General features: G+C 59.7%; 14 protein-coding genes. 6 read left to right on the top strand and 8 right to left on the bottom strand.

Annotated elements, in window-relative coordinates; all coding sequences use genetic code 11:
* Nucleotides 1–6: 6 nt before the first annotated feature.
* The 5 genes from nuoF to KSP9073_RS03585 form a co-directional block, all read right to left on the bottom strand.
* Nucleotides 7–1,344: an NADH-quinone oxidoreductase subunit NuoF gene (nuoF, locus tag KSP9073_RS03605; RefSeq protein WP_108841554.1), complete on the bottom strand. Its 1,338-nt coding sequence runs from the start codon at nucleotides 1,342–1,344 to the stop codon at nucleotides 7–9.
* Nucleotides 1,341–1,898 carry an NADH-quinone oxidoreductase subunit NuoE gene (nuoE, locus tag KSP9073_RS03600; protein WP_108841553.1) on the bottom strand — a complete coding sequence of 186 codons (558 nt, stop codon included), beginning with the start codon at nucleotides 1,896–1,898 and terminating at the stop codon, nucleotides 1,341–1,343. Before nuoE ends, nuoF begins: the two co-directional genes overlap by 4 nt.
* 2 nt (nucleotides 1,899–1,900) lie before the next feature.
* Nucleotides 1,901–3,670: an NADH-quinone oxidoreductase subunit C/D gene (gene nuoC / locus KSP9073_RS03595; protein WP_108841552.1), complete on the bottom strand. Its 1,770-nt coding sequence runs from the start codon at nucleotides 3,668–3,670 to the stop codon at nucleotides 1,901–1,903.
* Between the two features lie 63 nt (nucleotides 3,671–3,733).
* Nucleotides 3,734–4,411 (bottom strand): NuoB/complex I 20 kDa subunit family protein, encoded by a 678-nt coding sequence (locus KSP9073_RS03590; RefSeq protein ID WP_108841551.1) that lies wholly within the window; start codon nucleotides 4,409–4,411, stop codon nucleotides 3,734–3,736.
* A gap of 73 nt (nucleotides 4,412–4,484) precedes the next feature.
* Nucleotides 4,485–4,919, bottom strand: coding sequence for an NADH-quinone oxidoreductase subunit A (locus KSP9073_RS03585; RefSeq protein ID WP_108841550.1), 435 nt, complete (start codon nucleotides 4,917–4,919; stop codon nucleotides 4,485–4,487).
* A gap of 345 nt (nucleotides 4,920–5,264) precedes the next feature.
* Here KSP9073_RS03585 and thiD point away from each other — a divergent pair, with 345 nt between their 5' ends.
* The 4 genes from thiD (at nucleotide 5,265) to KSP9073_RS03565 (ending at nucleotide 8,322) form a co-directional block, all read left to right on the top strand.
* On the top strand, nucleotides 5,265–6,065 hold the full coding sequence (gene thiD / locus KSP9073_RS03580; RefSeq protein WP_108841549.1) for a bifunctional hydroxymethylpyrimidine kinase/phosphomethylpyrimidine kinase: 801 nt from the start codon (nucleotides 5,265–5,267) through the stop codon (nucleotides 6,063–6,065).
* 94 nt (nucleotides 6,066–6,159) lie between these two features.
* The gene (locus KSP9073_RS03575) at nucleotides 6,160–7,017 is read left to right on the top strand and encodes a universal stress protein (RefSeq protein WP_108841548.1); all 858 of its coding nucleotides are present in this window, start codon (nucleotides 6,160–6,162) and stop codon (nucleotides 7,015–7,017) included.
* Between the two features lie 45 nt (nucleotides 7,018–7,062).
* The gene (dtd, locus tag KSP9073_RS03570) at nucleotides 7,063–7,500 is read left to right on the top strand and encodes a D-aminoacyl-tRNA deacylase (protein ID WP_108841547.1); all 438 of its coding nucleotides are present in this window, start codon (nucleotides 7,063–7,065) and stop codon (nucleotides 7,498–7,500) included.
* 45 nt (nucleotides 7,501–7,545) lie between these two features.
* On the top strand, nucleotides 7,546–8,322 hold the full coding sequence (locus tag KSP9073_RS03565; protein WP_108841546.1) for an SDR family oxidoreductase: 777 nt from the start codon (nucleotides 7,546–7,548) through the stop codon (nucleotides 8,320–8,322).
* Between the two features lie 89 nt (nucleotides 8,323–8,411).
* Here the strand turns inward: KSP9073_RS03565 and KSP9073_RS03560 are convergent, their stop codons facing one another.
* Both KSP9073_RS03560 and KSP9073_RS03555 read right to left on the bottom strand, forming a co-directional pair.
* A complete protein-coding gene (locus tag KSP9073_RS03560) occupies nucleotides 8,412–8,642 on the bottom strand; it encodes a ChaB family protein (RefSeq protein WP_108841545.1) in 231 nt (76 codons plus the stop codon).
* Nucleotides 8,643–8,720: 78 nt separating this feature from the next.
* Nucleotides 8,721–10,637, bottom strand: coding sequence for an ABC-F family ATP-binding cassette domain-containing protein (locus tag KSP9073_RS03555; protein ID WP_108842025.1), 1,917 nt, complete (start codon nucleotides 10,635–10,637; stop codon nucleotides 8,721–8,723).
* 50 nt (nucleotides 10,638–10,687) lie between these two features.
* Between KSP9073_RS03555 and KSP9073_RS03550 the strand changes: the two genes are divergently transcribed.
* Both KSP9073_RS03550 and bamJ read left to right on the top strand, forming a co-directional pair.
* Entirely contained in the window at nucleotides 10,688–11,194 is a 507-nt protein-coding gene (locus tag KSP9073_RS03550) for a TIGR02444 family protein (protein WP_165814137.1), read from the top strand.
* 117 nt (nucleotides 11,195–11,311) lie between these two features.
* Nucleotides 11,312–12,178: a BamJ family beta-barrel-assembly machinery protein gene (bamJ, locus tag KSP9073_RS03545; RefSeq protein ID WP_108841543.1), complete on the top strand. Its 867-nt coding sequence runs from the start codon at nucleotides 11,312–11,314 to the stop codon at nucleotides 12,176–12,178.
* Between the two features lie 386 nt (nucleotides 12,179–12,564).
* Here the strand turns inward: bamJ and KSP9073_RS03540 are convergent, their stop codons facing one another.
* On the bottom strand, nucleotides 12,565–13,059 hold the full coding sequence (locus KSP9073_RS03540; RefSeq protein ID WP_133240978.1) for a hypothetical protein: 495 nt from the start codon (nucleotides 13,057–13,059) through the stop codon (nucleotides 12,565–12,567).
* Nucleotides 13,060–13,315: the final 256 nt, after the last annotated feature.

Raw genomic sequence — 13,315 nt, 5'->3', positions numbered from 1 at the left:
CAGCCGCTATACCGAGCCCACCGGGATCGGCTCGGCGTGTGCTTCGCGCTTTTGATGGCGAATGCCGGCTTCGAATTCGTGCCTGAAATGCTCAATGGCGGTTTCCAGCGGCATCGCCGCACCCGGTGCGTGAGCACAAAATGTCTTGCCGGGGCCGATGTCATGGGCCAGCGAAACCAGCATGTCGATGTCGCCCTCTTCCCCTTCGCCGCGCTCGATGGCGCGCAACAGCTTGACGCTCCAGGGCAACCCGTCGCGACACGGCGTGCACCAGCCACACGACTCACGCGCAAAGAACTCCTCGAGATTGCGGGTCAGCGACACCACGCTCTGATTGGGGGCCACCACGGTCATCAGCCCAGTCCCCAGACGGCTGCCGGCCTTGCCAATGGCATCGAACTCCAGCGGCAGCTCGAGATGCTCCGGCAGCAGAAAGCCGGTGCTGCCGCCGCCCGGCAGCCAGGTTTTCAGCTCGAGTCCGTCACGCATGCCGCCGGCCATGTCCAGCAGCTCGGCACCGGTCACGCCCATTGGCAGCTCGACCAACCCGGGGCGTTTCACACGACCGGACACACCAAAGATCTTTGTGCCGCCATCATCGCTGCGACCGCCGGACAGATTCTGATACCACTCGCCGCCGTGCAGGGCGATGGCCGGCACGTTGCACAGCGTCTCGACGTTGTTGACCACGGTAGGCTTGCCCCAGGCGCCACTCTGCCCCGGAAAGGGCGGCTTGGAGCGCGGGTTGGCACGTCGGCCTTCAAGCGAATTGATCAGCGCGGTTTCTTCACCGCAGATGTAACGCCCGGCCCCGGTGTGCAGGAAGATATCGAAGTCAAAATCGCTGTCGCACACCTTCGGCCCCAGGATACCGGCCTCGCGAGCCTCGCTCAGCGCCTGCTCAATGCGCTCGGCGGCCAGCACGTACTCGCCGCGCAGGAAGATGTAGCCCATGCGCGCGTTGTTGGCATAGCCGGCCAGAATCATCCCCTCGATCAACAGATGGGGGATCTCCTCCATTAGCATGCGGTCCTTGAAGGTGCCCGGCTCCATTTCGTCGGCGTTGCAGACGATATAGCCGCGGGGATGGTCATCCCCACGCGCCGTCAGGCTCCACTTGACCCCGGCCGAGAAACCGCCGCCTCCACGACCGCGCAGATTGGCGGTCTTCATGTTTTCGATCAGATCATCCGGCGACAGATCACGCAGCGTGGTACGCAGCGCCTCATAACCGTCCTTTTGCTGAAATTCGGTCAGATCCACATAGCCGCGATCCTCGCGCAGACGATAGGTCAGCGGATGAGTTTCGCCGTTGGTGCTGGTAGAAAAGAGATGACTGGTCATGAATAGCGCTCCAGAAGTGCCGACACGTCGCCTGGGTCCACCGGGCCATGCAGGTCCTCATTGATCATCAGCGCCGGACCACGGTCACAGGCCCCCAGACAGCACACCGGCAGCATCGTGAAGCGATCATCACCGGTGGTCTGGCCCAGCCCGATGCCCAGTTCGCTGGAAATGGCATCGCGAAGTTCATCATGACCGGTCAAAAAGCAGGAGCTGCTGTCACAGACCAGGATGACGTGTCGTCCGACCGGCTGACGAAAGATCAGGCTATAAAAGGTGGCCACCCCCTCGATGTCACTGGAGGGAATGCCCAGCACGTCACTGATGGCGATCACGGCGCCGTCCGAGACCCAGCCACGACGTTTCTGCACGATCTTGAGCGCGCCAATGGAGGCGGCACGCGGGTTTTCGTAGTGCCCCATCTCGTGCTCGATCTCATGACGCTCTTCATCGGTGAGCTCGAAGTCGTCGGTGCGCCCGACACTGGCAATCAGGTTGCCCTGACTGGCCTTGCTGGCGCGGGTATTGCCGGTTGCGGGAGTATCCATGGTCATGGTTATCGATCCACGTCGGCCATTACAAAGTCGATGCTGCCCAGATGCGCGATCAGATCCGGCACGAACCCGCCGTTGATGACGGCCGGAATGTGCTGGAGATGGGCAAAGCTGGGCGTACGAATTCGGGTGCGATAGCTCATGGTGTTGCCATCGCTGGTCAGGTAGTAGCTGTTAAGCCCCTTGGTCGCCTCGATCATCTGGAACGACTCGTTAGCCTTGAGCACTGGCCCCCAGGAAACCTGCAAAAAGTGCGTGATCAGCGTTTCGATATGCTGAAGCATCTTGTCGCGCGGCGGCGGTGTGGTCAGCGGATGATCGGCCTTGTAGTCGCCCTCGGGCATGTTTTTCAGACACTGCTCGATGATGCGAAGGCTCTGGCGCATCTCTTCGATGCGCATCATGCCGCGATCAAAGACGTCGCCGTTGGTGCCTACCGGAATATCGAAATCAAAACGCTCATAGCCTGAATAGGGCTTGGCCTTTCTCAGATCATATTTAAGGCCGGTGGCACGCAGATTGGGGCCGGTTACCCCCCAGGTCAGCGCCTCTGCGGTGGTATGCGTAGCAATGCCGACCGTACGCTCGCGCACGATCGAGTTGTCCATCATCGCGCGCTCGTACTCGTCCAGCCGTGGCGGCATCCAGTCCAGAAACTCGCGCACCAGCCGGTCCCAGCCGCGCGGCAGGTCATGCGCCACGCCGCCGATGCGAAACCATGCCGGGTGCATGCGAAATCCGGTAATGGCCTCGATCACATGATAGGCCCGCTGACGGTCGCTGAAGGTATAAAAGACTGGCGACATTGCCCCCAGATCCTGCAGGAAGGTGCCCAGAAACAGCAGGTGGGAGTTGATGCGAAACATCTCGGCCATCATCACGCGGATGGTTTCAGCGCGTGAGGTGACGCTAATCCCGGCCAGTTTTTCGACCGCCAGAATATAGGGCAGGTTGTTCATGACCCCGCCGGTATAGTCGATCCGGTCGGTGTAGGGGATATAGCTGTGCCAGGACTGACGCTCGGCCATTTTCTCGGCGCCGCGATGGTGATAGCCGATGTCCGGGACGCAGTCGACCACCTCTTCGCCGTCCAGCTGCAGAGCGATACGAAACACGCCGTGCACCGAGGGGTGGTTGGGCCCCAGGTTCAGGAACATGTAGTCGGTATCACCACTCTGGCGCTTCATGCCCCAGTCTTCAGGATCAAAGCGCAGGGCTTCCTGTTCGCGGTCCTGGCCTTCCATCGTCAACGTATAGGGATCAAATTCTGTCGCACGCGCCGGATAGTCCTTGCGCAGCGGATGCCCGTGCCAGGTTGGTGGCATCAGCATTCGGCTCAGGTGCGGATGCCCCGCGAAATCAATGCCGAACATGTCAAAGACTTCACGCTCATACCAGTTGGCATTGAGATAGACGTTACACAGGGTCGGGACGCGCAGATCATCCTCATGCAGCGCCACCTTGATCATCAGCTCGCTGTTACGCTCAAGCGACATCAGCTGATAAAACACCGTGAAGTCCGCCGGTGGCAGGCCCCGACGGTGCATGCGCAGACGCTCATCCACACCGTGCAGGTCATAGAGCATGACAAAGGGCTTGTTGACCTGCTGCACGAAGCGCATGACCTCAATGAGCTGCTCACGCGCTACCCAGACTACCGGCATGCCGGTCAGCGTGGGCTGCACCACCAGATTCGCCTCGCCAAAGCGGGCCTTCAGCTCATCAACAATGGCGAAGGTTGTAGCGTCTGCCTGTGAAATCTCGGTCGTCATCCGTTGTTTTCCATCGCCAGTGAACCGGACCCGCTCGCCCCGCGGTGACCCACGTGCCGGTAATTACACTTCATCGGGTGAACGCAGCTCGGTGACCGCAATACGCTCATCGCGTCTTTTTTCACGCTGGGAGGGCATTTCTGCCTTGTACACGCCCTGATCCCCGACCACCCAGGTCAACGGACGACGCTCCTGCTGGATGGAGTCCTGCAATAGCTGCAGCCCCTGAAGGAAGGCTTCAGGTCTTGGCGGGCAACCCGGGATATAAACGTCGATGGGCAGGAACTTGTCGACACCCTGGACCACCGAATAGATGTCATACATGCCGCCGGAGTTGGCACACGAGCCCATCGAGATGACCCACTTGGGTTCCAGCATCTGGTCGTAGAGCTGCTGGATGATGGGCGCCATTTTGACGAAGCAGGTGCCCGAAATCACCATCACGTCGGCCTGACGGGGCGAGGCACGCAGCACCTCGGAGCCAAAGCGTGCAATGTCGTGTGGCGCGGTAAAGGCCGTGGTCATTTCGACGTAGCAGCAGGACAGCCCGAAGTTATAAGGCCACAGGGAGTTCTTGCGTCCCCAGTTGACGACGTTGTGCATGATGTTTTCGAGCTTGCCCATGAAAACATTGCGATGCACCTGGTCATCCATGGGGTCATCAACAACGCGGCGCTCCCCGACCGGATACTGGCTGTTCTGGGGAGCATCGGGGTCGATGCGCGTAAGCTTGTAGGACATCCAGAGTCCTCCCGGAAAACATCATTGATCGGTACTGAGGTTCTGTCAGGCAGATACGGCTGCCTGTCGACACTCAGTCGTCGGCATGATCACGCTGGGCAGGCTGATGGACCTGATCCGGCTGCACGCGGCGTTTGGGCACCCAGTCCAGTGCCCCGACACGGCTGTCATAGATCAGGCCGGCCAGCAGGATAAAGATGAAGACACTGGCGCCAACAAGCCCGGTCCAGCCGGTTTCACGCACGGAGATGGCCCAGCCGAAGAGATAAAGGGCTTCCACATCGAAGATGACAAAAAGCATGGCCACCATGTAGAACTTGACCGAGAAACGCTGGTGGGCACTGCCGGTCGGCACAATACCGGACTCGTAGGGCGTTTCCTTGGTGTGTCCCCATGCCCGGCCACCCAACAGGGCGGACGCGGTGATCATGAAGGTACACAGGGCCAGTACGGCGACAATGAAAACACCGACTGACCAGTTTTGGGCCAGTTGCGCTGCCAGATCCATGGACGCTCACTCATCTTGGTCTGCCCCGGCGACGTTGCATCCACCAGAGCTTTCGTTATTCAACCACCCGGAGCGTGGTGTCCGAATGACAGGAAATTCTCGACTGCGGAAGGTCAGGTCAGCCTCGAGATCACCCTCGTTACATTAGAAGCCTGCAAGGGATTTTACCAATGCCATCATCAGCTTTTTTGATGTCGATTTTGGAATGTTCCCCCTGTAGCCTTCGTGTATCCAATCAAAATATTGCCATGCCACATTAGACTTTAGTTCTATGTTCAGCAATATCGTGGGCGTCGATACCTTCTGCGCTCACCTTCCGAGTCGTTGACAACCTCTGGACATCTCATGCGCCCGACCCATTTTCTCTCCATTGCCGGCACCGATCCCAGCGGGGGGGCAGGACAATCCGCCGATATCAAGACCGCCAGCGCCCTGGGCGCCTACACCACCAGTGTCCTGACAGCCGTGTTGGCCCAGAACACCTGTGGCGTCCGCGAGGTAATGGCACTGCCACAGGCCATGATTCGTGCCCAGATGAACGCCGTGTTCGAGGATATCGACATCGATTGCGTCAAAATCGGTATGGTCAGCGACCTCGCCACGGCGCAGCTGATTCGGGAGTTCATCGAACGCTACCGACCGGCCCATATCGTGCTGGATCCGGTCATGGTGGCCAAAAGTGGCGACATGCTGGTGGATCGTGACGGATTTCACGCCGTACGCGATGTCCTGATTCCGATGGCCGACGTTATCACGCCCAATCTGCCGGAAGCGGCCGTGCTGCTGGACACCGACATCCCCGCCAGCCATGACGATATGGAGGCGATGTTGCCCGGGCTCGGCGCACTGGGCAGCGACATTGTGGTGCTCAAGGGAGGCTATCTGGCCGGCGAGGTCAGTAATGATCTGGTGCTGACCCCTGACGGCACGCACTGGCTGGAAGCAGAGCGCGTCAAGACACGCTCGCTGCATGGCTCAGGATGCACGCTGGCGTCTGCCATTGCCGCACTGCTGCCGCGCCATGACACGCCGATCGAAGCGATCAGGGCGGCCAAGACCTACATGACCCGGGCTCTGGAGGCTGCCGATCGACTGGAAGTCGGCCAGGGCCAGGGGCCGGCTCATCACTTTCACGCCTGGTGGTAGCTGTGGGGACAGGCAACCACTATCATTTCAGCGGTGCTCCCGCCATTACCGACACCTGCAAGCGCCCCCCTTATCAACGGGCAAGGATTCAGCCATGAATACGACGCTGCTACTGGCCACCGATCTCTCTCATGAATGTGAAGCAGCCCTTGTACGGGCGCTGCATCTGTCGCAGCGCAGTCAATCGCGCCTGGACATCCTGCATGTCGTGGACCCCTATCTGCCCGAGAACACGCTTCCGGCGCTGGTGCATGCCATCGAGGAAGACATCGACCGCACGCTCAGCAGGCTGTGTGAGCATCACGAGTTAAAGCGCCCGGCGGCCACCGAGATTCATATCGTCAGCGGCGTACCCTATGCCGAAATTATCCGCGAAGCCTACGAGCGCAGCGCCTCGATGATTATCATGGGCACCCACCGCAAGCAGGGTCAGCCGGACCTGATCGGCGGCACCACCCTGTCCCGCGTCATGCGCCGGGCGCCCTGTCCGGTGGTCAGTATCCCGCATGACGGCGAGCCGGACTGGCAGGACATTCTGGTGCCGGTCGACTTTTCACTCGCCTCGCGTCACACCCTCAAGGAAGTGCTGATGCGCTTTCCCAACGTGCGCCTGACGCTGTTACACGCCTGGGACATGCCGGTCGCGATGGAGCTTTGCAAAGGCACCAACTACCAGCACTGGCGCGATCTTGAGCGTCAGCGCCTGCGACAGCAGCTCGAACTTGAAACCGAGCGATTGATGAGTGACCTGCATGCCAGGCCCGATCTGGAGCTGGTTCTGCAGCAGGGTGACCCCTCTCAGGTCCTGCTGGATCGGCTGCGCCAGCAGCCACCCGACCTGCTGGCGCTGGGCAGCCATATTCGCGTTGGCATCGGACGTTCTACCGATAGTCTGCTGGAGCGACTGCTGACCGAGACCCGCGGCGATCTGATGCTCTGTCGTACCTGGTAGCCAGGGCGGCGGCGCTCCGATGACAATCTTGACGATGGAGAAACCATGCGAGCCCTGATCCAGCGGGTAAGCCAGGCAAGCGTTCAGGTGGAAGGCGAACGCATTGGCGCCATTGATCAGGGGCTGCTGGCCCTGATCGGTGTCGAGCGCGATGACACCCCGGATCGCGCCGAGAAGCTTTTGCACAAGATGCTCAACTATCGCATTTTCAGCGATGATCAGGGCCGCATGAATCTGGGGCTTTCAACGGTCGAAGGGGGCCTGCTGCTGGTGTCTCAGTTCACGCTGGTGGCCGATACCCGCAAGGGACTGCGCCCGGGGTTTTCCAACGGCGCCACGCCCGAAGACGGCAAGCGACTGTTTGACCACCTGGTCGAATGCGCGCGAAAGGCCCATGACACCGTCGAGACCGGACGCTTTGGCGCTGACATGCAGGTCTCGCTGATCAATGATGGGCCTGTCACCTTCATGCTGGAAAGCTGATTGCTGGAAAGCCGACCCCTTCGAACTCTCGCAAAGGCAGGCCTCATGCACACCACTTCTTCTCATGGGACTCGTGTGGCGTTGATCACCGGCGGCGCACAGGGGATTGGTCGCGGCATTACCGACTATCTCATCGCTCACAACTGGTGTGTCGCCATCATCGATATCGATGAGGAAGCCGTTCAGGAAATGCGCGAGCGACACGACGCTGAGACACTGCTGGCCATTACCGCCAGCGTCAGCGATGAAACCGCGGTGAATGAGGCCTTCGAGCGCATCACACAATGGCAGGGCCGGCTGGACCTGCTGGTCAATAACGCAGGCCCGGCCAACCCGTATTGCGGACCGCTGGAGTCGCTGTCGCTCGAGCGCTGGCATCACTGGCTGGACAATCATCTCACCGGCGCCTTTCTCTGCTCGCGTGCCGCGATTCCCCTGCTGCGTGAACATCAGGGCGGCATCATTCACATGGCCTCGACCCGAGCACTGCAGTCCGAACCTGAAAGTGAAGGCTATGCGGCCAGCAAGGGCGGCCTTCTCGCGCTCACTCATGCGATGGCAACAAGCCTTGGTCCGGACATTCGCGTCAATGCCATCTGCCCCGGCTGGATCGAAACCGGCGAGCATCAAAAGGCCGCCAATCGTGAGGCCCCGTCCCACAGTGACACCGACCGTCGGCAGCATCCGGTCGGGCGTGTAGGCCATCCCGATGACATCGCAGCCCTCGTGGCCTTTCTGGCAGGTCCGGAGGCCGGCTTCATCACCGGCCAGCACTTCCCCGTCGATGGCGGCATGACCCGCAAAATGATTTACACCGAATAATCAAAACCGGATAGCCGAACGCAAAACGGGCCGCCACAAGAGTGGCGGCCCATTCAGAATCTGCAAGGCGACATTTTCAGCGGCCCGGATCAGTGCTTCGGATGCCACTTGCCCTCATCGCCCTTGTGATACTTCGACGCGACGGCCTTCCAGGCCACGGCGTGAGCCGTCTCTTCACGGGACGAATTTCCGCGGCGATCGGAGGGACTGTTGTACTCCTCCCAGGCACTGTTGAAGGCTTCCTTGTAGATGGTCCGGGCATGCGGCGGCAGCACCTTGCGGGCGCTATCGGGAATGTCATCACGATGGTCGTAGGGCATCTCTCCTCCCTGAAATCTGCCGATTACAATCAATACCCGTTCAGTGTAGACCGATGACCGCCGTTGCCAACCGACACCTCAGGAGGCAGTGAGTTGCGCCTGCATCTCCTCGAGCGCCTCTTCGGCCTCCATCCAGGCCTGTTCATCGCTTTCCAGCTGTGTCTTCCACTCGCCCTGCTCGCGTAGAAGTTCTGTCAGCCGGGCCTTCTGATCGGCCTCGTAAATCACCGGGTCCGATAGCTTTGCCTCGACCGCTTCGAGCGCTTTCTGGGCCTTTTCCATCGACTTCTCGGCGGCGTCACGCTGTTTCTTCAAGGGCTTGAGCTGTTCGCGAAGTTCAGCCGCCGCGCGGCGCGTGGCCCGGCGATCCTCTTTGGGGGCTGCACCCTCTTCGACCTCATCCGTCGACGCACGCGCAGCGTCAGTGAGGCGGTTTTTAAGCCACAGTCGGTAGTCGTCCAGCGTGCCGTCAAAGGCCGCAACCCGACCATCGGCCACGCACCAGAACTCATCGACGCTGGCGCGCAGCAGGTGGCGATCGTGCGAGACGATCAGGACCGCACCGTCAAAGGCAGCCAACGCCTCCGTCAGCGCATCACGCATGTCCAGATCCAGGTGGTTGGTCGGCTCATCGAGCAGCAGCAGGTTGGGCTTTTGCCAGGCAATCAGGGCCAGCGCCAGACGCGCCTTCTCTCCGCCCGAGAAACGAGTGATCACCTCAAAGGCATCATCCCCACGGAAACCAAAACCACCCAGAAAATCACGGATGACCTGCTCGGAAGCCTGCGGTGACAGGCGCTGAACATGCGTGAAGGCACTGGCATTGAGATCCAGCGCATCCAGCTGATGCTGGGCAAAGTAGCCGACGGCGAGATGCTCCCCCTCGGTACGCTCGCCCTTAAGCAGGGCCAGCTCTCCGGTCAGCGCCTTGATCAGCGTTGATTTACCCGCCCCATTGGGGCCTAAAAGGCCAATACGACTGCCGGGAGCCAGTGACAGGCGCACATTTTCAACGATCGGCGCCTCGCCATAGCCGATGGCAGCGTGATCGATCGACAGCAGCGGGTGAGAAACCTTGTCGGAACAGGGCAGTCGGAAACGAAACGGCGATTCGGCCCGCAGCGGCGCAATGTCTTCCATGCGCTCAAGCATCTTGAGCCGGCTCTGGGCCTGCTTGGCCTTGGTCGCCTTGGCGCGAAAGCGGCGCACGAAGTCCTCTATCTCGGCGCGACGGGCCTGCTGTTTCTCGCGCTCGGCCTCACGCTGGGCCAGTCGCTCGGCGCGGGTGCGCTCAAAGGTCGTGAAGTTACCGCGATAGAGCTGCACGTGGCGCTGATCAAAGTGCACGATGTGATCGCACACGGCATCAAGAAAGTCCCGGTCGTGCGAGATCAAAAGCAGCGTGCCGGGATAGCGCACCAGCCACTGCTCAAGCCACAGCAGCGCGTCCAGATCCAGGTGGTTGGTCGGCTCATCGAGCAGCATCAGATCGGACGGCTTGAACAGCGTCTGTGCCAGATTGGCGCGCATGCGCCAGCCCCCCGAGAAATCCGACAGCGGCCGCTCAAGATCGCGCTGGGCAAAGCCAAGGCCAACCAGCAGCTGCTCGGCTCGGGCTTTGGCCGTATAGCCATCAAGCGACTCGATGGCGCCGTGCAATTCGGCCTCACGGTGGTGCTCGCCGGCCTCGCGGGCGGCTTCCAGCGCCGCCTGTGTTTCGCGCAGGGCATGATCGCCATCGAGCACGAAGTCGGTCAGGCTGCGGGAAAGCGTCACGATCTCCTGACTCATGTGGGCAATGCGCACCCCGCCATTGAGCGCTATCTCGCCGCGTTCAGGCGTCAGTTGCCCCAGAATCAACTGGAAAAGGCTCGATTTGCCCGTGCCGTTGGCGCCCACGATACCGGCGTGGTGCCCCATCGAGAGCATGAAGTCTGCGGACTCGATCAGCGGGACCCCGCCGCGTTGGAGCTCGAGCTGGCGAAATGCGATCATGCAGTATCCTGTCCGGCCGGTTGCCGATAAGTGGTCGAATGAACAAGTCAATGGGTTCCCATTCTAACCGAAATCTCCCGGCGCTTTGGCCCTGGGCGCTGGCGCTTTATGCGCGCCCCGGGGTCAGCGACGCCCTGCTCGAGCTTCAGAATGAGGCGGGCCTTGATGTCTGCGAACTGCTCTGGGGTCTGTGGCTGCTGGTACATGGCCGGGCACCGGTGGCAGCCCCTGCCTCGGTGCTGGCGCCCGTACGCCAGTGGCAACAGCACTACACGCAGCCGCTGCGCCAGCTCAGACGCGACCTCAAGGCGCAGGCCGCAGGCCGGCCGGAACTTGAACAGATGCGCACACACATTAAAAAGGCCGAACTTCAGAGCGAGCGTGAGATGCTGCGCCAGCTTGAGGCACTGGCCGTTTCAGCCGCCCTGCCCCGCCCTGCACACCTGTCATTTGAAGCCCTTTTAAGGCCGCTGACTGGCGAGCTCAACGCTCGTCATCACCAGCTGATTTCCCATCTACGGCTTGAAAGTGAGAATATGGCGCCCACATCGTGCTGATAGTTCGTTAAAGATCGTTTGTGGAAAGACAACCAACATTCCTTCAGGGATTGGCGTGATTTTTTTCATTGGATGTTGTCCAACATCCCTTGATAACCATGTGTACAAGGAGATTTCATGAATAAACTGTTGAGCGCGGTCACTCTAAGCACGCTGATCATACTGACCGGCTGTTCCGATGCTGACGACGGCAAGGACAAGAACGCCGACAAGCAGGCAACGCAGGAACAGGCCCAGCAAAAGGGCGGCGACGATAGCGCCCAGAAAAAGGATGACTTCAAGTCCGATCAGGCACGGCTGGCCTATGCCGTTGGCGTGACGCTTGCGCGCAATCTTCATGAAGACATGAAGGATCTGGATGTTGATAACTTTACCAGTGGCATCAAGGACGTCTACGACGGCAGCGATATCCGTCTCAGCGATCAGCAGATTGGCGATGCCCTGCAGCAGTATCAGCAGCAGATGGTGGCCGACCAGCAAAAGCAGATGAAGCAGGAGGCTGATAAAAACGCCCAGACCGGCAAGCAGTTCCTGGAAGAAAACGCTGGCAAGGAAGGCGTCAAGACCACTGACTCCGGCCTTCAGTATCGCGTCATGGAAGAAGGTGACGACAGCGCCACACAGCCCGGCGATGAAGACCAGGTTCGCGTCAACTACGAAGGCCGCACCATTGATGGCAACGTCTTTGACAGCTCCTATGAGCGTGGCGAGCCGGTGACCTTCCAGGTCGATCAGGTCATTCCCGGCTGGCAGGAAGCGCTGAAGATGATGCACCCGGGCGACAAGTGGGAAATCTACGTGCCGTCCGATCTGGCCTATGGCGAAGCGGGCACCGGCCCGATCGGTCCGAACCAGACTCTGATCTTCAAGGTAGAGCTGCTTGGCGTGGGCGATGATGCCACCAGCGCAGACAGCGATAACGCCAGTGCCGATCAGGCAGACGATGCCAGTGCTGATCAGGCAGAAGGCGCCGGAGCCCAATAGGCCAGCCAGGCCGGCAATACGGGGCACTTCTGAAACCACCGGGCCTGATCGCCCGGTGGTTTTTTAATGCCTGACAACCTGTTACAGGCAGTGGATAAACCCTGCTCGAACACCCTGTGGATAAGGCTGTGAGGTTCTCTATAATGACTACCCCAGCACCTGTGCATAAATGTCGCACTTCCCTATCCGTCTTATGGCACTTCCTGCAAAGAAAAATGACATAAAACTCATAACACTTTGTTTCTCATCATTATTTAGAAAAACATGAGTCAACGGAGTGAAATTATCCACTTTGAGTGGCTTTGCTTTCTGTCAAGCAAAAATTCCCAACGCCGTGTGGATAATTAATAGGAAAATTCATGTTTCAGATCGCGTGACATTGTGCATCAGTGACACGGTAGTGACAGATCGTACCAGCTGCCCAAAAGCCCCCTGGGGGTAGTCACCACAAGACTTCCTCTTGCACGGTGGGTGTCGGTTCCACACAGCGGAATATCGAACGTACCGCGGTAGTGACCCGCCGATACGGCATCCAGGGTCATGGCTGTCTGACGCCAGCGACTGCCGGTTTCTTCAAGCTGCATCCTCACCTCTTCCGCCTTCAGCCCGGTGAGCACCATCTCCACGCTCAGCTGCCCTTTCTGATAGTGCCACTGCGTCTGCATGTCACCGAATCGCCCCAGCGCCGTAAAACAGCGCTCCTCCAGCGGTTGACAGTCAAGTTCGGGCGCAAACCAGGTCACCTGCGATCGATTGCCGGCCCCGACGTAGTAATAACCCAGATAGGCGATGGCCACGGTAACCGTCATCAATGTGACCACCACCAGCGTGTTAAGCCAGCAAAGCGAGGGGATTCGAGCAGGAGAATCGGGTATCGACATGGAGCGTCCGGTGATCGAGCAGGCGTTGGACAACGCCCGGCAGCAGTCATGAAGCCGGGCGCCAATAACAGCAGGCATTCATTTAAAAAATATTCTCATTTGTCTTGACCAGCCAAATGAGAATGGTTATCTTTGAGATGTGGTGATCGCCAGTCACCGCATGAACAACCCGATATGTCAGGTATCGAGTGGTTCATCTCCTCATCAAGCTAGTCACGGTCCTTGAGCCGCCCAATTGGGCGGCTTTTTTACGTCG

The organism is Kushneria phyllosphaerae, from assembly GCF_900312995.1.
GTDB classification, from domain to species: domain Bacteria; phylum Pseudomonadota; class Gammaproteobacteria; order Pseudomonadales; family Halomonadaceae; genus Kushneria; species Kushneria phyllosphaerae.
Note: the sequence above shows the minus strand (reverse complement) of the source record. Positions and strands in the feature narration are given on the sequence as shown.

Bases quoted from the DNA above. Each gene is read 5' to 3' on its own strand.
- nuoF (WP_108841554.1), bottom strand. From the start codon at position 1,344: ATGACCAGTCATCTCTTTTCTACCAGCACCAACGGCGAAACTCATCCG.
- nuoE (WP_108841553.1), bottom strand. From the start codon at position 1,898: ATGACCATGGATACTCCCGCAACCGGCAATACCCGCGCCAGCAAGGCC.
- nuoC (WP_108841552.1), bottom strand. From the start codon at position 3,670: ATGACGACCGAGATTTCACAGGCAGACGCTACAACCTTCGCCATTGTT.
- KSP9073_RS03590 (WP_108841551.1), bottom strand. From the start codon at position 4,411: ATGTCCTACAAGCTTACGCGCATCGACCCCGATGCTCCCCAGAACAGC.
- KSP9073_RS03585 (WP_108841550.1), bottom strand. From the start codon at position 4,919: ATGGATCTGGCAGCGCAACTGGCCCAAAACTGGTCAGTCGGTGTTTTC.
- thiD (WP_108841549.1), top strand. From the start codon at position 5,265: ATGCGCCCGACCCATTTTCTCTCCATTGCCGGCACCGATCCCAGCGGG.
- KSP9073_RS03575 (WP_108841548.1), top strand. From the start codon at position 6,160: ATGAATACGACGCTGCTACTGGCCACCGATCTCTCTCATGAATGTGAA.
- dtd (WP_108841547.1), top strand. From the start codon at position 7,063: ATGCGAGCCCTGATCCAGCGGGTAAGCCAGGCAAGCGTTCAGGTGGAA.
- KSP9073_RS03565 (WP_108841546.1), top strand. From the start codon at position 7,546: ATGCACACCACTTCTTCTCATGGGACTCGTGTGGCGTTGATCACCGGC.
- KSP9073_RS03560 (WP_108841545.1), bottom strand. From the start codon at position 8,642: ATGCCCTACGACCATCGTGATGACATTCCCGATAGCGCCCGCAAGGTG.
- KSP9073_RS03555 (WP_108842025.1), bottom strand. From the start codon at position 10,637: ATGATCGCATTTCGCCAGCTCGAGCTCCAACGCGGCGGGGTCCCGCTG.
- KSP9073_RS03550 (WP_165814137.1), top strand. From the start codon at position 10,688: ATGGGTTCCCATTCTAACCGAAATCTCCCGGCGCTTTGGCCCTGGGCG.
- bamJ (WP_108841543.1), top strand. From the start codon at position 11,312: ATGAATAAACTGTTGAGCGCGGTCACTCTAAGCACGCTGATCATACTG.
- KSP9073_RS03540 (WP_133240978.1), bottom strand. From the start codon at position 13,059: ATGTCGATACCCGATTCTCCTGCTCGAATCCCCTCGCTTTGCTGGCTT.